The sequence below is a fragment of the Kitasatospora sp. NPDC034023 genome (assembly GCF_055575795.1).
In genome coordinates, this window is the sequence record NZ_JBVIRY010000009.1 from 136673 (window position 1) to 153532 (window position 16860).

At 74.2% G+C, this 16860-nt stretch carries 13 protein-coding genes and 1 riboswitch; of the genes, 7 read left to right on the forward strand and 6 right to left on the reverse strand.

The features are described 5' to 3' along the window. Positions 1-18 precede the first annotated feature (18 nt). A complete protein-coding gene (locus tag ACZ52R_RS15830; protein WP_465663359.1) occupies positions 19-372 on the reverse strand; it encodes an ArsR/SmtB family transcription factor in 354 nt (117 codons plus the stop codon). Positions 373-504: 132 nt separating this feature from the next. Here ACZ52R_RS15830 and ACZ52R_RS15835 point away from each other — a divergent pair, with 132 nt between their 5' ends. After that, a complete protein-coding gene (locus ACZ52R_RS15835; protein WP_465621362.1) occupies positions 505-1488 on the forward strand; it encodes an aldo/keto reductase in 984 nt (327 codons plus the stop codon). Between the two features lie 83 nt (positions 1489-1571). Here the strand turns inward: ACZ52R_RS15835 and ACZ52R_RS15840 are convergent, their stop codons facing one another. From ACZ52R_RS15840 to ACZ52R_RS15850, 3 genes are read right to left on the reverse strand one after another with little or no spacing between them, the layout of a single operon-like run. Further along, complete coding sequence (locus ACZ52R_RS15840; RefSeq protein ID WP_465753601.1) at positions 1572-3074, reverse strand: patatin-like phospholipase family protein; 1503 nt, start codon at positions 3072-3074, stop codon at positions 1572-1574. A gap of 2 nt (positions 3075-3076) precedes the next feature. Next, positions 3077-4219, reverse strand: coding sequence for a ComEC/Rec2 family competence protein (locus ACZ52R_RS15845; protein ID WP_465663361.1), 1143 nt, complete (start codon positions 4217-4219; stop codon positions 3077-3079). Continuing rightward, positions 4216-7167, reverse strand: a complete 2952-nt coding sequence (locus ACZ52R_RS15850) for a hypothetical protein (protein WP_465753602.1) — start codon at positions 7165-7167, stop codon at positions 4216-4218. The genes ACZ52R_RS15845 and ACZ52R_RS15850 overlap by 4 nt, the downstream gene beginning before the upstream one ends. A gap of 197 nt (positions 7168-7364) precedes the next feature. Continuing rightward, positions 7365-7507, forward strand: a riboswitch (SAM riboswitch). Between the two features lie 200 nt (positions 7508-7707). Here ACZ52R_RS15850 and ACZ52R_RS15855 point away from each other — a divergent pair. Next, complete coding sequence (locus tag ACZ52R_RS15855) at positions 7708-8421, forward strand: IclR family transcriptional regulator (protein WP_360498981.1); 714 nt, start codon at positions 7708-7710, stop codon at positions 8419-8421. Positions 8422-8492: 71 nt separating this feature from the next. Here the strand turns inward: ACZ52R_RS15855 and ACZ52R_RS15860 are convergent, their stop codons facing one another. Beyond that, positions 8493-9746 (reverse strand): threonine/serine exporter family protein, encoded by a 1254-nt coding sequence (locus ACZ52R_RS15860; protein WP_465621369.1) that lies wholly within the window; start codon positions 9744-9746, stop codon positions 8493-8495. Positions 9747-9813: 67 nt separating this feature from the next. Beyond that, complete coding sequence (locus ACZ52R_RS15865) at positions 9814-10797, reverse strand: molybdopterin-dependent oxidoreductase (protein WP_465753603.1); 984 nt, start codon at positions 10795-10797, stop codon at positions 9814-9816. Between the two features lie 314 nt (positions 10798-11111). On the opposite strand from ACZ52R_RS15865, the gene ACZ52R_RS15870 reads away from it, so the two are divergent. The 5 genes from ACZ52R_RS15870 (at position 11112) to ACZ52R_RS15890 (ending at position 16723) form a co-directional block, all read left to right on the forward strand. Then, on the forward strand, positions 11112-12386 hold the full coding sequence (locus tag ACZ52R_RS15870; RefSeq protein ID WP_465621372.1) for a helix-turn-helix domain-containing protein: 1275 nt from the start codon (positions 11112-11114) through the stop codon (positions 12384-12386). 315 nt (positions 12387-12701) lie between these two features. Further along, a complete protein-coding gene (locus ACZ52R_RS15875) occupies positions 12702-13094 on the forward strand; it encodes a cobalamin B12-binding domain-containing protein (RefSeq protein WP_465621416.1) in 393 nt (130 codons plus the stop codon). After that, the gene (locus ACZ52R_RS15880) at positions 13091-14383 is read left to right on the forward strand and encodes a methylaspartate mutase (protein ID WP_465621373.1); all 1293 of its coding nucleotides are present in this window, start codon (positions 13091-13093) and stop codon (positions 14381-14383) included. The genes ACZ52R_RS15875 and ACZ52R_RS15880 overlap by 4 nt, the downstream gene beginning before the upstream one ends. Before the next feature lie 61 nt (positions 14384-14444). Further along, positions 14445-15455 carry an asparagine synthetase A gene (locus ACZ52R_RS15885; protein ID WP_465621375.1) on the forward strand — a complete coding sequence of 337 codons (1011 nt, stop codon included), beginning with the start codon at positions 14445-14447 and terminating at the stop codon, positions 15453-15455. Continuing rightward, positions 15452-16723: a glutamate synthase-related protein gene (locus ACZ52R_RS15890; protein WP_465621377.1), complete on the forward strand. Its 1272-nt coding sequence runs from the start codon at positions 15452-15454 to the stop codon at positions 16721-16723. The genes ACZ52R_RS15885 and ACZ52R_RS15890 overlap by 4 nt, the downstream gene beginning before the upstream one ends. Positions 16724-16860: the final 137 nt, after the last annotated feature.

The window sequence follows — 16860 nt, forward strand, 5'->3', positions numbered from 1 at the left end:
CCGGCCCGCCCGTGCGGGTCAGTCGTGGGGCGGCAGGTGGCCGATCTGGTGGTCGGCGACGTTCAGCGCCTCGTCGACGAGCCGGCGCAGGTGGCCGTGGCGCAGCGAGTAGACGACGCGCCGCCCCTCCTTGCGGGTGGCGACGAGACCGGCGAGCCGGAGCTTGGCCAGGTGCTGGCTGACCGACGGCCGGGCGGCGCCCGTCGCCTCGGTCAGCGTGGTGACATCCGCCTCGCCCCGACCGAGCCGCTCCAGCAGGGCGAGCCTGGTCCGGTCGGCCAACAGCGTCAGCACGGACGCGGCGACGTCCAGGCGCTGCTCGGCCCGCTGCTGCGAGCGGTGTGCATCTGCCAGGTGGCTGCCGGTGCTCATTCGCCCATCGTAGGGCGTTCCCGTGCGCAGGTGCGTACATGCGCCTACGGAGTCGCCATCGGAAGGCCGCGAGCCGGACGCGCGGATCGACGGCTGCGGGGGCGGACGTGAGCGGCGTGAGAGGCTCGCCCCATGGAACATCGCGTACTCGGCCGCACCGGTCGGCCCGTCTCGATCATCGGACTCGGCACCTGGCAGCTCGGCGCGGACTGGGGTGACGTCCGGGAGGAGGACGCCCTCGCCGTGCTGGAGGCCTCCGTGGAAGCAGGCGTCACGCTCTTCGACACCGCCGACGTCTACGGCGACGGCCGCAGCGAGCGGCTGATCGGCCGCTTCCTGAAGGACCGCCCGGACGCGGACGTGTTCGTCGCCACCAAGTTCGGGCGCCGGGTCGAGCAGCGCCCCGAGCATTACCAGCTCGCCAACTTCCGTGCCTGGGCGGACCGTTCACGGGCCAACCTGGGGGTGGAGCGACTCGACCTGGTGCAGCTGCACTGCCCGCCGACGCCCGTCTACTCCTCGGACGAGGTCTTCGACGCGCTGGACACCCTGGTCGCGGAGGAGCGGATCGCCGCGTACGGGGTGAGCGTGGAGACCTGCGCGGAGGCGTTGACCGCGATCGCGCGCCCGGGCGTCGCGAGCGTGCAGATCATCCTCAACGCGTTCCGGCTCAAGCCGCTGGAACAGGTGCTGCCCGCCGCCGAGGCCGCCGGGGTGGGGATCCTGGCCAGGGTGCCGCTGGCCTCCGGCCTGCTCTCGGGCCGGTACAGCGAACGCACCGTCTTCCCGCCGGACGACCACCGCACCTACAACCGCCACGGCGAGGCCTTCGACCAGGGCGAGACCTTCTCCGGCGTGGACTTCGCGACCGGCGTCGAGGCGGCGGCTGAGTTCGCCGCGCTCGCCCCGGAGGGCGCCACCGCGGCGCAGACGGCGCTGCGCTGGATCGTCCAGCAGCCGGGCGTGACCACGGTGATCCCCGGCGCCCGCAACGTGGCGCAGGCCCGGGCGAACGCGGCCGCTGCCGGGTCGGCGCCGCTGCCGACGGCCACCCTGGACGCCGTGCGGGAACTCTACGACCGCCGGATCCGGCCGCAGGTGCACGACCGCTGGTGACGGCGGTGCCCTGACCCGGCCGCGGGCCGCGGCGGGCCGGCGGGCGTCGGTGGCCCTCGGCGTGCCCCGGTGTCGCCCCGGTGTCAACTCCGCGTACCTGGGCCGGTGGTGAGGCCGAGGAAGTACCCGCGGTCCGGAAGGGCCGCCGGCAGCGGGTAGTCGAGCAGGACGTGCAGGTTGCACGCGGTGAGCGTGTAGGCGTGCAGGAGCAGGTCCGCGGTGGTGTCGGCGCCGAGCTTGCGCAGCACGGTCCTGGTGGTGCGGCTCCTGGTCGTCCGCTCCTCCCAGACGGCGCGCCGCCCCGGGTCGTCGCCGAGCAGGTCGAGCACCTCCTTGGCCCGGGCGGCCCGGGCGGCGAGGTCCGGGCCGTACCCGGTGCCGGCCGCGCCGCCGGTGGCCGTCCCGCTCCCGGTGGCCGTCCCGCTGCCGGAACCCGATCCGCTCCCGGCGCTCCCGCCGCTTCCGCCGCCCGTGTCGGCCGCGCCCGCGTAGGCGTCGGCCACCCGGTACGGCGACTGCGCGATGTGGACCAGCGCGCCGACCGGGCCGCCGGTCCGTCCGGCCCGGTCGGACCACTGGACCAGCTCGCTGCGCCGGTGGCTGGTGGTGACGTCGTACATCACGCTCTTGATGCGGGCCAGCGCGAGAAGTTCGCCGATCGCGGGAACCCGCGACGCGCGGAACGGCTGCCAGGTCATCCCGGCCGAGGCGTTGACCACGACGATCTCGTCGACGTCGTAGGCGGCCGGCGGGTGGTCGGGGCGCCGCGCCCGCTCGGGAAGCCCCACCAGCCACTCGTCGGCCATGTTGTCGTACACCCCGCCGTCCGTGAGCACCAGATCGGTCGCCGCCTCGGTGGGACCGCCCGGGGGCGGGAAGCGGTGGCGGGCGGTGGGGAGGCGCCGGGCGGCGAACGCGCCCGGCAGACAGGCCGAGGACTGGACCGCCGTGGAGAGCGGGAGGCCGCCCGGAACGCCGGTGCCGAACCGGAACCCGTAGACGAACGCCGGCGAGAAGTAGAAGTGGTCGCCGCTCTGCAACTCGGTGGTGCAGAACACGTGGTCGACGGAGCGCCGCACGGCGGAGAGGTCCGTCGCGGCGCCGTCGCCGTCGCCGTGGAAGAACTCGCGGGCCAGCGCCCGGTCCACGACGGCGCTGCGCCGCTCGAAGACCACCACCGCACCGGCCAGGAGCAGCAGCCCTGCCCCCAGGAGCACGCCGGAGAGCAGGCGCAGACCCTCGACGGCGGTGGCGGCGACCCCGGCGAGCAGGGTCAGCACGGCCAGGCCGGCGAGGGCGAAGAGCGAGCGCACGTACCGGTTGGTGGACGGCCCCCAGAAGAACAGGCCGACGCGGGCGCAGTGGCGGATCAGCGGACGGACGCGTTCGGCGAAGTCCGCGCCCGGGTCCTGCCGGTAGTCGGTCTCGTGGGCGACTACTCCGTTGGCGACCGAGCCGCCGGACACCGAGGAGATCGCCACGACGTCCCGGTGTCGGCCGCTGTCGGCGAGGTACAGCAGGGCGCCGATGCCCCACATGGTGGCGCGGTAGCCGCCTCCGGAGAGGGCTACACCGATGCTGGCCATGATCAGACCTCCACGGTCGTGCCGGTCGCGGGCGCCGCCGGGTAGACGGCGGTGTAGTGGCGCTCGCGCTGTTGCGCGGCGTCGGCCCACGGTTCCGTCGTGCGGCTGCGGTAGTTGAAGACGAGTTCGGCCGGAGCGGCGCCGCCGTCCGCCGTGCTGCCGTCCACCGGGCCGCCGTCCGCCGCGTCGAGGTGGTCCACCGCCGCGATCATGCGGTCGATCGCGGCCGCGTCGGGGTGGTGGAACTTGTCGCCGTTGGTCGAGACGAGGAAGCGGCGGGTGTCCAGCCGGGACAGCAGGCCGTCCGTGGTGTTGGCCGCACTGCCGTGGTGCGGGACCTTGAGGGCGCCGACCGTGAGCCTGGTCCCGCCGAGTTGCTTCAGCAGCCGGTCCAGGCCGCGCCCGAGGACGTCCCCGTGGCTGTCGCCGGTGAGCAGCAGCCGGTGTCCGTCGTGCTCCAGCAGGAAGGCGATGCTCGAACCGTTCGGCACGGAGGTGTCGAGCCGTTCGCCGCCGAGGAGGTCGGTGCCGAGGCCGCGCAGGTTCTTCCGCTGGGCCAGGAGGGCGAGGGCCTGGTCGGGGTCGCCGGGGGTCATGCCGAGGCTCCTCACCGTCCGCCCCCACTCCCGCAGCAGCGCGTCCAGCTCGGGCCGGCCGGGGGAGAGCAGGGTCGCCCGGGCGCCGCCGGGCAGTTCGGCGGTCGGCAGCGCTCCCCGGTCGGCGAGGCAGAGGGCGGGCGGTGCCTTCCCCGCGTGGGGAAGCCCGAAGGCGGCGTTCCAGGAGAGCTTCTGACGGTCGATCAGTGCCTGGACCATCTCGCCCTGGGCGGCGCCGAGCAGGTCGGTCCGTTCGGAGACCTGCGGCCAGCCGTTGAACCACACGTCGTCGATCGCGAGGTTCAGCGCGGCGCGGTCCTGCAGGAGGCGGACGACGCCCTCGATGTGGTCGCCGTCCACATGGGTCACGACCAGGACGTCCAGGTGGCGGCTGCGGGCCGGCAGTGCCTTCACCCGGGCGAAGACCGCCGGGTAGACGGGGCTCGGGCCGCCGTCGACCAGCATGCGGTGGACGTCCGTTCCGCTGCCGGGCCATTCGACCCACAGTGCGTCGCCGTGTGCGGCGGGCAGCATCTCGATGGTGATCACGATCCGCCTCCCGGTGCGCCTTGCGGTGCGGCTTCCGGTGTGCCACCACCCCCACCACCATCCCCACCACCCCCACCCCCACCTCCACCCCCACCACCGACCGCTGCCGGCCCGTCGTCGGTCACTGGCGGTCGGTTGCCGACCAGCCAGCGGGCGTCGCCGAAGGCCACGACTGCCATGGCCAGCGTGCAACCCCGGAGGAGCAGCTGCCGCCGGATGTCGCGCACCAACTCGCCGATGGTCAGGTCCTCGCGGGTGTTCCCGGCGAGCATCACGCCGGCGATGCCCGCCATCACCGCCGCCTGGCGACCGAGGGTCGGTACCAGCGTCCCCACCACGACCGGGGCGCTCTTCTCCAGGAACCTCGCTGCCACGTTCTGCCAACTGACGTCCTCCTGGGCGGTGTTGCAGCCGAGCAGCATGACGACCGGGCCGACCTCGTGATCGTGCAGGTCGGAGACGATGTCCCGGCGGTCGATCAGGAGCGACGGCAGTTTGCTCGCCCGGCCGATCTCCAGGACCGGGGTCGCCCCCTGGTCGTGTCCGTGGTGGGGAACGGCCAGCAGCAGCGGGGGACCTTCGGTCTTGACCACCTGCCGCCAGCGTTTCCAGCTGTCGGCCGTGTGCAGGGCGTCGGGTCCGAACGAGTCCAGCAGGGTGCCGACCGCGTGGTCCCGGTCCGCCTTGCGGACGATCCTGCTCGCCGCGAAGAGCGCGCCGTCGACCGGGCGCAGCGTGCTGCGGGTGCCCTGCGGGGCCTGTTCGACCACGCTGCGGTCGAGCTGGGCGCGCTCCACCCGGCGCTCGATCACCATGCGCAGGCCCCAGAAGCCGAGCGGGCAGATGGTCCTGCGGCTGAGGAGGCCGGAGCGGTCCGGGCGGCGGCAGGAGCAGATCCCGGTTTCGAGGGCGTGCTGCCAGCCGTCGCAGAGCTTGGCGGTGTCGGCGGGATACCCGTAGTCGTAGACGAACTCCAGCGGCCAGAGTTCGGCCGTCTCGGCCGACACCAGCTGGAGCGACGCGGCGTCCTTCAAACCGCCGCACCCCTGCTGCTCCAACTGCTGGTAGAGGGAGCTGCCCTGCTGGGCGAGGCCGCGGAGCAGGCCGACCGGTGCGGGTGAGCCGGGGCCGGGGCCGGCGCCGGTGGCGGCGGCGTCCTCGTTCACGGACTGGTTGAGCAGGCCCCGGATTCCGGCCCGGAACCGGTCGAGATCCGGGATCCGCACCGGGCCGTTCTCGCCGGTGCCGACCACCAGGACCTCGTCGCTCACGATCCGGATCGTCGCCGAGCGGGCGTCGGTTGCCGTGCTGTCGGCCGCGTCGCCCGCGCCCGCGCCCGCGCCGGTGTCGGTGTCGTCGTGCCGACTCGGCGGTTCGGCGAGCGAGTCGTACGCTTCGCCGTTGATCGCGATCTCCCGCCCGTCCACGGGGTCGTCGGACGCCGCGACCGGGCCGCTGATCACCAGCCGCTGCAGCTGGCGCTTGCGGTAGTAGACGCGCGCGGTGCACCGGATCTCCCGCTCCTGGGCGCCGACCGTCACCGGGAAGACGGCCTCGCTGGAGGCGCCCCGCCGGGGCAGGAAGACCTCCACGGGCTCGTGGAGGAGTGCCTGGTCCCGCTCCTCGTCGAAGGCGACCGTGAGGCGCGCCGCCCCGCCCCGGAACTCCAGGCCCTGCTCGGGGAACGCGGACGCCATCTGGTGCCACTCGGCGCTGTGCGGACCCACCCGGAGGTGGATCTCGTTCACCGCGCCGGCGTGGAAGGCGTGCAGGAGCCGGTTGCCCGTCTGCTGGTCGCTGACGAGTGCCTGGAGGTAGCGGTCGTTGGTCACGCCGGGCGCCGCTCCGGCCTGGCGGACCTCCCGGACGGCGTCGGCCACGACCCCGCCGAGTCGCATCCCGTTGAACCGGACGCCTGCGGCCGCGCGGCGGATCCGGTCGGTGAGGGCCGCGAGCGGCGGCCGCCGGTCGGAGAGACGGAGGTCGTCCGCCGCTTGCCCGCCGAGGCCACCGGCGTACGGCTCGGCCGAGCCACCGGCCGGCAGCTCGGCCGGCTCGACCGGGGGTGGCGGCACCGCGGGGGCCGGGGGTGGCTCGACCGCGGCCGCCAGGCCCTCGGCCACCGCGTGGTGCTCGGCGAGCCCGGGGTGGGCCACCGTCAGCCAGGAGCCGGCGCGGCCGGCCGCCTCGTCCAGGGCGAGGTTCTCGGAGAGATGGCGGACGAACCGGTCGAGCCAGTCGACCGCGCCGGTCGCCGAGAGGTCCGCGACGACCCAGCCGGAGGCGTCGAGCCTGCGCGCGGCCGCGTCGAGTTGGGCCAGCTGGTGCGGGTCGGGCGGCTGTGGGGCGCACCAGGCCAGGCAGACGGCGCTGAGGCCGCCGCCGGCCGTCAGCGCGTCGAGCTCGGCGGCGCCGGAGACGGCCAGCACGTCGCAGTCCCCGTCCTGCTCGCCGAGGGTGTACACGTCGATGACCGGAGCTACCTCCGCGTCGTGGTCCAGCACGGCGAACAGGCCCTCGGCGGCCTCCGTCGTGACGGCGCAGAGGTGCAGCGGCCACTGCCAGCGGGGCTCCGGCTCCAGGGTGTCGTCCGCGATGAAGACCGCGCCGACCGCGGGACGGGCCTCGGCCAGGCGCGTCGCCAGCGCGTGCCGGCTCCGGTGGGGCACCCCGTACAGAGTGAGTCGCACCGGTCCGGCCGCGCTGCCCGCGGCCTCGAACCAGCTGTAGCCCAGTTTCACCTGCAGCCGGCTGTCCTCCGCGAGCCGCGACAGGAGGTCGGGGGACCAGTGCCACTGCCACGGTTGCGCGGAGTCCGGCAGGTCGCCTGGGTCGACGAAGTCGTCGTAGCCCCGCGATCCCGCCCCGGCCGCGACCGGCGGGTCCAGCACACCCGCGACGGCGAGGGCCTCCGGGGCGATGGAGCGGATCTCGTTCAGCTGTGTCATGGGAGACCTCTGGAGTGTCTCCGGGGGGAGGTCGGCCACCGCTCAGGCCGGAACTCCCGACTCCTCCACTCTCCCACGAATCGGGCCCACCGGGGGGCCCGCCGGGGAAGGCCCGGCCGGCGGGCCGCCCGCCGCTGCCTGCGCGTGAGGGGTGGGGGTTTGACGTGCTGCCCGGGGAGTCTTGTATGGTTCTTCGCGAATCATCCAGAGGGGTGGAGGGACCGGCCCTACGAAGCCCCGGCAACTCCCCGGTCGACCCGGCGTCCGAAGTACGCGCCGTGCCGTCCGGGATCAGTGCCAACTCCGGCCTGTCGCCACTGTGGCGCGGGAAAGATGAGGAGACACGGTGCTCTCTGTGCTGTCCTTCGCCCGGGCGCTTCCCGCCCCGGCCCTTTCGCGTACCCGTCTCGTGCCCGGCGCAGGCAATCGGCCGACTTCCTCTCCGGCCTGTCCTCGCTGACCACCCCCGCTCCCCGCCCGGAGCCTCCGTGAGCAGCGCCGACCCGCCGCTCACGGGATTTGAGACGGAGTACCCATTCCATGGACAACACGAGCGGCGTCGGTGTGCTCGACAAGGTCACCTCGATCCTCGCCACCCTGGAGGCCGGTCCCGCCACCCTGGCCGGACTCGTCGCCGCCACCGGCCTGGCGCGGCCCACCGCCCACCGGATCGCGGTGGCACTCGAACACCACCGCCTGGTCACCAGGGACATGCAGGGCCGCTTCATCCTCGGCCCGCGCGTCTCCGAGCTGTCGGCGGCCGCCGGCGAGGACCGCCTGCTGGCCGCCGCCGGCTCGGTCCTGACCCACCTGCGCGACGTCACCGGCGAGAGCGCCCAGCTCTACCGCAGACAGGGCGAGGTCCGGATCTGCGTGGCCGCCGCCGAGCGGCTCTCCGGCCTGCGCGACACCGTTCCGGTGGGCATCACCCTCCCCATGAAGGTCGGCTCCGCCGCCCAGGTCCTGCTCGCCTGGGAGGAACCCGAACGCCTCCACCGCGGCCTGCAGGGCGCCCGCTTCACCGCCACCGCCCTCAGCGGCGTACGGCGCCGCGGCTGGGCCCAGTCCATCGGCGAACGTGAACTCGGGGTCGCCTCCGTGTCCGCGCCCGTCCGCGGCCCGTCCAACCGGGTCGTCGCCGCGGTCTCGGTCTCCGGCCCGATCGAACGGCTCACCCGCCACCCCGGTGCCCAGCTCTCCCAGGCCGTCACCGAGGCGGCGCACCGCCTGACCGAAGCGCTACGCCACTCCTGACCGGGTTCGTCGGCCGCTCCTCCTCGCCCCGCTCCTCCCCGTCCCTCCCGCCGCCTCTCCCGCCGTCCGGCTCACGCTCGAGGCTGCAGGACGGGGAGGGAGGGGCGGGGGATCCGGCTGATCACCGAGCCGATCAGGGTGCCGATCGACACCCCGAACACCGCCGACACGGCCGCCAGCACCGGCTGCGCGCCGTTGCCGACCTCGATCTGCGCGGTGTTCAACAGGCCGAAGGAGCCCGGCACCACGATCCAGAACGCCGGAAGGTAGAGCACCTGCCAGAGCGGACCGCCCGGCACCCAGTGCACCAGGGTGGCCGCGACCGCGGCGGAGACCGCCCCGGCCAGGCCGCCGATCGCCGCGCCGTGCACCGATCCCACCACCACCTGGACGGTGACGCTGACCGCGATCACCGCGACGATCCACGGGATCGCCGAGGGCGGCGTGTTGACGTTGACCACCACCCCGGCCACGGCGATCGCCAGACCCAGCCCGATCACCCACCAACTCGGCTTGGCCACCTGCACATTGGCCAGCGCCGTGGCCGGCATGCCGATCGCGCTCGCGGCCGCCGCCACCCCGGCGAGGAACAGCGCCAGCTGCACCGCGCCGGACACCAGCCGGGCCGTACCCGCGCTGGCCGCACCCGCGGCGATCTCCGACAACCCGGTGACCAGCAGCCCGCCCGGCAGCAGGATCGCCAGCGTGGCCACGATCGTCCGCAACGAGCCGTCCAGTAGAGAGGCCCGCGCCAGCGACAGGACCAGCAGTGCGACCAGGAACCCGGCCGTGACGGGCAGCAGCGGCCGCAGGTACGGCAACCGCCGTGCGAGCACGGTCAGCCCCGCCACGACCAACGATCCGAGCCCGGCCGCCAGCACGTTCGCCGCGACCGGTTGCAGGAAGAGGCAGACCCCCACCCCGACCGGCAGCGCACCGAGGTCCGCCACCCACGCCGGCCAGCGGGCCGGCGCCCGCCGGATCCCGTCCAGCTCGGCGAGCGCCCGGGGCCCGTCGAGCTCACCCGCGCGCAGCCGGTGCACCAGATGGAGGACGGCGGCCGTCTGCTCGAACCGCAGCGCGGCGCCGACCGGCTGGAACCGGGTGGCCTCGTCCGCGCCCAGGGCGACGAACAGTCCGTTGGTCAGGGCCGCGACCCGCGCCTGCGGAGCCCCCAGCGCCCGCCCCAGCCCGCGGAGCTCCTCCTCGACCTCATGGACGGGCAGACCGCCGCCCAACAGGGCCTCACCCAGTTCGAGCAGCAGACGCAGGAGCGGGTCGGGCGGGGCGCCGGCGCCCTGGACCGATGGAGACTTGCTAGACATGGCAGGTATCGTCCCATCCCGCCCGGTTCGGTCCGCCTGTGCCCCGGTCTGTTCGCTTCCCCGGCGATCACCGCCCGGCCGGGCGCGCGCCGACCCCGGCGGACTCCCGCGCCTCGGCCACCACGTGCACCTCGTGGACGGCGTTCCGGTCCCCGGTGAGCGGCTGGACCCGCCCGGCGGAGTCGGTGGCCCGGCAGCGGACGCGGTGCGGGCCCGGGGCGAGGTCGCACCGCAGGCGGAAGCGCTGCCAGGTGGGGTCGGGGCCGCGCCCGTCCAGGGCGGCGGGCTGCCAGTCGGCGTCGTCCACGGCGACCTCGACGGCCGTCACCTCGGTGGAACTCCAGGCGTAGCCCGCCACTTCACAGCTCCCGGCCGGAACGGACTGCCCGTCCCGCAGGGTGAGCAGCTTGCTGCTGACGTCCTTCTCGCGGACCGGCCGAGCCTCGCTCTCGCCGGGCAGCGTGCGGACGTACAGGCGGGTGGTGAAGAGGTGCTCGGGGCGGTCGGCGGCCAGCACGATCCTGGTCAGCCACTTGACCGAGTTGGTGCCGAACATCCGCGGCGCCACCGCCCGCAGCGGGTACCCGTGGTCGGGGGGCAGCGGCTCGCCGTTCATGGTGTGCGCGAGGAACACCTCGGAGCCCGCCTGGTCGAGGGGCAGGTCCTTGAGGTAGTTCACGCCGCTCTCGCCCGCGAAGGCGCCGTGGTCGGCGCCCTCCAGCCAGACGTGCCGGGCCTCCGGGCGCGGACCGGCGAGGTCCAGTACGGCGGCGAGCGGGATGCCGACCCACTCCACGTTGGTGACGGCGCGGGTCGGCACGTCGGGGCGCAGCGGGTTGCCGAAGCACTCGTGGACGGCGGTGAAGCGGGTCTGCGGCAGGCCCCGGAGCGCGTGCAGGTCGAGCCGCAGGGGCCGCTCGACCAGGCCCTCGACGGTGAGCGAGAAGGTCGCCGCCTCGAGCCGCGGGTGCGGCCCGAGGTGGTTGCGGATGAAGACGTCCTCGACCGGGGTGATGAAGAGGTCGGGCGCCTCCGGGTCTGTCCTGAACATGCGTCACACTCTCGGATCGGCAGCGTTGTCACCGGGACCGACCGTACAAGGAGGGACTGACAGTCGGGCGGGATGTGAGGCCGGGGTGAAGGTCGCGGGTGGGGCCGGTGATCGATCGTTGATCGGGCGTAGACGGCGAGCCTGGAGCATCGGGAACCGGAGGGAACCGGTTCGGAGGCCACAGCCTGACCACCGGGGCTCGTACGGCCGAACCACGGGCCGCGCGGGTGCCCAGTGCTGCTGCCGCCGCCGGCCCGACCTCAGGAGCAGTCCGGACCACGAAGGGCAGACGAGGCATGGACGGCGGGCAATCGGTGCAAGCGGTGAGAACGGCGGCGGGCTTCGGCGAGCTGCTGCGGCTACGGCGCGAGCGGATCGGGCTGACGCAGCAGTGCCTGGCCGACCACGCGACCCTCAGTGTGCGGGCGATCCGGGACATGGAGAGCGGCCGGGTGCGCCGGCCCCGCAACGAGACCGTCCGGCTGCTGGCGGACGCGCTGCGGCTGGAAGGCCGCAGCCGGACGGACTTCGAGGAGGCCGCCCGCCGGCACCCGCTCGTCGCCGAGTCGGTGGCCGAGCCGGCCGCCCCGCCGGTGCCGCGCGGGGCGATCGTCGGCCGGGAGATGGAGACCGAGGTACTGGCCGACGCCTTCGCCGTGCACGGGGACCGGCTGGTCTCGCTGGTGGGACTCGGCGGGGTGGGCAAGACCCGGCTCGCGCTGGAGGTGGCCCGCCGGCTGCACCTGTCCGCCCGCTGGTCGGTGCGGTGGGTGGACTGCGGCGGCGGCCCGCAGCCCTGGCGCGGCCTGCTGGAGGACATCGTCCGGCACATCGGCGACCGGCCCGCCCTGCTGGTGCTGGACGGCGCCGACGGCGGGGTGGACGCCGGGCACTTGGACGGGCTGTTCCACCACTGCCCCGGGCTGCGGGTGCTGATCACCGCCCGGGAGGCCCGGCCGCTGCCCGGAGGCCAGGTCATCCCGCTCGCGCCGCTGCCCGTCCCGGCCCCCGAACTCGACACCGATCCGGAGGCGTTGGCGCAGGTCGGCGCCGTCCGGCTGCTGCTCTCGCACCTGTGCCGGCTGCGCCCCGGCTACACCCTGGAGCGCTCCGAGGCGCCAGCCGTCGCCGAGCTCTGCCGCCACCTGGACGGCCTGCCGGGCGCGTTGGAGCGCGCGGCGGGGTGGGCGCTGGTGCAGTCCACGGCCCAGCTGGTGGCCCGGCTGGGGGCCGTCCCGTTCACGCTCGCGGCGCCGCCGCTGGTGTTCGGCGCGCGCGGTGACGTGCGGGACGAGGTGGAGCCGGCCATCCGGACACTGTCGGAGCGTCAGCGCGCCCTGCTGGCGGTGCTCGTGGACGAGCCCGGGGACTGGTCGGGGGAGGACGCGGCGGCGCGCAGCGGCTGGGCGCTGCAGACCTGCCTGGCGACGGTGCACGAACTGCTGTCCCGCGGGCTGATCCGCAGTGTGCCCGCCCGTGACGGCGTGCGCTTCACGGTGCTGAACCTGTGCCGGCGCCTCGTCCGGGAGGAGCCCGGACTCCGGCTTCCGACGGCCGGGGACGTCCCACTGCTGGCCGTCGCGGGCTGAACCGCCGTGAGCCGGCGGGCTGAACCGCCCTGGGCTGAACCGCCATGGGCCGGCGGGCTGACGATGCGGTGACTCCCCGGCCGGGCATCCGCCGGCGTCGATTCTGCCGCTTTTTGCCGCCCGAGCTGCCGCTTGCCGGGCCCCGTCGTTCCTAACGTTCTCCGTGGGGCTGGGCCGTCGCCGACGACGCGCCGGAATTCCCGGGCCGCCGGCCGGGGCGTCGGCGGAATTCCATCGACGATCTCTACCGATGAGGGCTGAGTTGTGGTGCACGGAAATGCCGAACGGGGCGGACTGGACGTCGTCGTGACGACGATGGCCTCGGATTCGCACACCTGGAACCTGGTGTTCCTGCAGTTCCTGCTGGAGGAAATGGGGCACCGGGTGACGAATCTGGGCGCATGCGTCCCGGACGCGCTGCTGCTCTCCGAATGCCGCCGGATCGAGCCGGACCTGATCGTGATCAGCAGCGTCAACGGGCACGGCCACCAGGAGGGTCTGCGGGTCATCCCGGCCCTGCGCGCCTGCCCGGAACTGCGGCGCACACCGACCGTCATCGGCGGCAAGCTCGGCATCGCCGGAGCCGACGACCCCGACCGCGAGCGGACGCTGCTCGCGGCCGGCTTCGACGCCGTCTTCGAGGAGGGCTCCTCGGTGGCCGGGTTCCGTGAGTTCGTCGACGGCCTGCACTCCCGGGTCCTGCTGTGACGAGCTTCGGCGCGTTCGTGGCCCAGGCCGCGGAGGCCGGCGCCCTGGTGGTCCAGCCCCGGATGGGCATGGCGGCGGCGGCCTCGATGCGGGCGGGCCTGCTCGCCACCCGGGGGGCGTCCGCCGTCACCGTCGGCACCATCACCCTGGACAGCTACACCCGCACCGGCGACCTCGACGCCGCGCGCCGCGCCCTGGCCGTCGGGGCGGGTCTCAACGGCTACCCGATCGCCACCCACCCGGTCGCCGTCACCCGGGCGGTCCTGCGCGGGGTCGCGGACGCGGGCTTCCCGGTGCAGGTCCGGCACGGCTCGGCCTCGCCGGAACGGATCTTCGAAGCACTGCTGGCAGCCGGCCTGGACGCCACCGAGGGCGGACCGGTCTCCTACTGCCTGCCGTACGGCCGCACCCCGCTCCACGAGGCGGTGGCCTGCTGGCGGCGCAGCTGCGAACTCCTCTCCACCACCCGGGAGTTCGGCGCTGAACCGCACCTGGAGACCTTCGGCGGCTGCATGATGGGCCAGCTCTGCCCGCCTTCGCTGCTGATCGCCATCAGCGTGCTGGAGGCGCTGTTCTTCCGCCAGCACGGCCTGCGCAGCATCTCGCTCAGCTACGCCCAGCAGACCAACGCCCGCCAGGACGAGGAGGCGCTGGCCGCGCTCGGCCGGATCGCCGGCGAACTGCTCGCGGACGTCGACTGGCACCTCGTGGTGTACGCGTACATGGGCGTGTACCCGCGCTCGCCCGGTGGCGCGCGGCTGCTGCTGGAGGACGCCGCGCGGCTCGCCGTGCGCGGCGGCGCCGCCCGGCTGATCGTCAAGACCTCCGCCGAGGCGCACCGCATCCCGACCGTCGCCGAGAACGTCCGGGCGCTGGAGACCGCCGCCGCGGCCGCCGCGGCGGAGCGCGCCCGCCCGCGGCCCACCGAGCCGCCGGACACCGGGGTCGAGGCGGAGGCCAGGGCGCTGATCGGCGCGGTGCTCGACCTGGACGCCGACCTCGGGCGGGCCCTGGTGCGGGCGTTCGCGGCCGGCTACCTCGACGTGCCGTACTGCCTGCACCCCGACAACGCCGGGCGGACGCGCAGCTCGCTGGACCCGGACGGGCGGCTGCAGTGGTCCGCCGTCGGCTCGATGCCGATCGCCGGACTCGTCGAGGGCGGGCGCCCGCCCATCCTCGGCTCGGCGGGACTGCTGGCCGCCCTCTCCCACGTCCAGCGGCGCTACGACGGCCAGGACCCGCGGGCGGCCGAGCCACCCGTACCCCGGGGCCTTCCCGCCGTGCGCTGAACCGGCCGAGCACCGACGCTTCCCGACACCAGACCCTCCGCGAGAGAACAGGACCCCGACCATGCCCGACTCCACGCCTCTGCCCGACTCCACGCCCATGCCCCCGACCGATCCGGGCCGCCACCTGACCGCGCCGGCCACCCGCAGCGCGCTCCGCGTCCAGCAGCAACTGTTGACCGCGGCCCGCGAGTTCCTGCGCGGCCGGGGCTTCGTCGAGCTGCTGCCGCCGATCATCGGCCCGGTGACCGATCCCGGCGCGCGCGGTTCCAAGCAGGTGGACATCGACTTCTACGGCCACCGCTACAAGCTGATGACCAGCGCGATCCTGTACAAGCAGGCCTCGCTGCTCGCCTTCGACAAGATCTTCTGCATCGCCCCGAACGTCCGCCTGGAACCGCTGGAGACCGCCGGGACGAGCCGGCACCTGGCCGAGTTCCACCAGTTGGACGTGGAGGTCGCCGGCGCGAGCCGGGACGACGTCGTCCAGCTGGCCGAGGACCTGGTGGTGCACATCGTCGACAGCGCGGTGCGCGAGCTGCCCAAGGAGTTCGCCGAACTCGGCCGGGATCCGCAGGCGTTCGCCGAACTCCTGAAGGGCTCATTCGGGCGGATCCGGCACGCGGAGGCGGTCGCCGAACTGCGGGGCATCGGACACCCGCAGAGCGCCGAGGCCGAACTCGACTGGGAGGGTGAGGCGTTGCTGTCCGCCCGGCGCGACCGCCCGTTCTTCGTCACCGACTACCCGAAGGGCTCGCGGGGCTTCTACGACCGCGAGCACCCGGACGACCCGGGCCTGCTGCGCAACTTCGACCTGCTCGCACCCGAGGGCTACGGCGAGCTGTGCAGCGGCAGCCAGCGCACCAACGACTACGCCGAGATCATCACCCGGATGCGGGAGACCGGCGAGAACCCGCAGAAGTACCGCTGGTACCTGGACCTGGTGCGCGAGGGCGTGCCGGCCAGTGCGGGCTTCGGCATCGGCGTCGAGCGGCTCACCCGCTACGTTGCCGGGCTGGACGCCGTCTGGCAGGCCAGTGCGTTCCCCAAGCTCGCCGGGGTGGTGTCCCCGTGAGCGACCTGAGTGCACCCGGCTTCCCGGAGGAGGAGGTCCGGCGCCGGGCCCGCGCCGGGGCGGCCGCGGCGTTCCCGCCCGCCGAGGAGTACGGGCACGTGCTGTTCGGCGCCGGTCAACCCGACGCGACGGACCGGCCCGCCCGGCCGGACGCCCTGGACGAGCTGCGGATCGTCCCACCGCTGTTCCTGCCGCAGCGGCTCGCCAAGCTGATCGACCTCGGCCGCGAGCCCGACTACCGGGACGTCGAACTCGCCACCACCATCGGGGGGTTCGCCTCCGCACTGCCGGTGTACGTGTCCGCGACCGGGTCCACCCGGGCGGCCGGCGGCGACCTGGGGCTGGCCCTCAGCCGGCAGGCCGGGGCACTCGGGATCCCGATGGTGATCGGCGAGAACGTGGTGCCGGTCAACGGCTACGGCCGGCTCGGCGAGGCGGCCGACCGCACCCTGCTCGGCCGGCTGCGCGCCTACACCGAGGAACTCCCGGACGGGCTCGGCGGTGTGGCCGTCCAGCAGAGCACCGAGGACGCCGACGCCGAGGTGTGGAACCTCGTCCACAGCGACCCGGCCGCCCTGCCGCTGCTCGAATCCGGGCGCCTGGCCTTCGAGTTGAAGGTCGGGCAGGGCGCCAAGCCGGGCCTGGGCGGGATGACCGTGCTGGAGGCCGAGGCCGCTGCCGCGCTCGGTGACCGCTTCGGGCTGGACCCGTTGTTCGGCGACGGGCGGGTGCTGCGCGCCGCGACCCCGGGCACCTTCACCGCGGAGATCCTGCGCCAGCAGATCCGGCTGATGCGCAACAACTACCCGCGGGTGCGGATCTGGGTGAAGCTCTACCCCGGCCGGGACGTGGCCGAGGCCGCCCGGGTGGCGCACGAGGCCGGCGCGCACGCCGTCGTGGTGGACGGCGCGGAGGGCGGCACCGGCTGGGCGCCCGGGGTGTTCCTGCCGCACGTCGGGCTGCCGCTCGCGGAGTGCCTGCGCCGGCTGGCGGCCGATCCGCCGCCCTCCCTGCTGGTCTCCGGACGGATCTGGGAAGGCGCCCGGGCGGTCAAGAGCCTGGCGCTGGGCGCCCGGGCGGTGGGCCTCGGACGGGCGGCGCTGCTGGCCGTCGCGGAGGACCGGGAATCCGGGCTCCGACGTTTCACGGAATGCCTGGCATTGGAACTCCGGCTGCTGATCAGCGCGCTCGGAAAGTACGCTCCGGACGCCCTCGACCGGGAGGACGTATGGTCCCCGGAGGGCTTTGGAATCACCCCCGGCCGGTAGCTCTGGCCTGCTCGGAAAGCGGCATGATGAAACTGCCGATTTCCTTCCGCTCATTCTGCCGATAGGGCCGTCGCATTCCCCCTATCGTCGCTCTCGTCGCCGATTTCTCTCACGATCTGGGGTTGGATGATGTCCTC

What these genes read in the sequence shown, in the direction of transcription:
- ACZ52R_RS15830 (WP_465663359.1), bottom strand. Translation starts at nt 372, where the DNA reads ATGAGCACCGGCAGCCACCTGGCAGATGCACACCGCTCGCAGCAGCGG.
- ACZ52R_RS15835 (WP_465621362.1), top strand. Translation starts at nt 505, where the DNA reads ATGGAACATCGCGTACTCGGCCGCACCGGTCGGCCCGTCTCGATCATC.
- ACZ52R_RS15840 (WP_465753601.1), bottom strand. Translation starts at nt 3,074, where the DNA reads ATGGCCAGCATCGGTGTAGCCCTCTCCGGAGGCGGCTACCGCGCCACC.
- ACZ52R_RS15850 (WP_465753602.1), bottom strand. Translation starts at nt 7,167, where the DNA reads ATGACACAGCTGAACGAGATCCGCTCCATCGCCCCGGAGGCCCTCGCC.
- ACZ52R_RS15855 (WP_360498981.1), top strand. Translation starts at nt 7,708, where the DNA reads ATGGACAACACGAGCGGCGTCGGTGTGCTCGACAAGGTCACCTCGATC.
- ACZ52R_RS15860 (WP_465621369.1), bottom strand. Translation starts at nt 9,746, where the DNA reads ATGTCTAGCAAGTCTCCATCGGTCCAGGGCGCCGGCGCCCCGCCCGAC.
- ACZ52R_RS15865 (WP_465753603.1), bottom strand. Translation starts at nt 10,797, where the DNA reads ATGTTCAGGACAGACCCGGAGGCGCCCGACCTCTTCATCACCCCGGTC.
- ACZ52R_RS15875 (WP_465621416.1), top strand. Translation starts at nt 12,702, where the DNA reads ATGGCCTCGGATTCGCACACCTGGAACCTGGTGTTCCTGCAGTTCCTG.
- ACZ52R_RS15885 (WP_465621375.1), top strand. Translation starts at nt 14,445, where the DNA reads ATGCCCGACTCCACGCCTCTGCCCGACTCCACGCCCATGCCCCCGACC.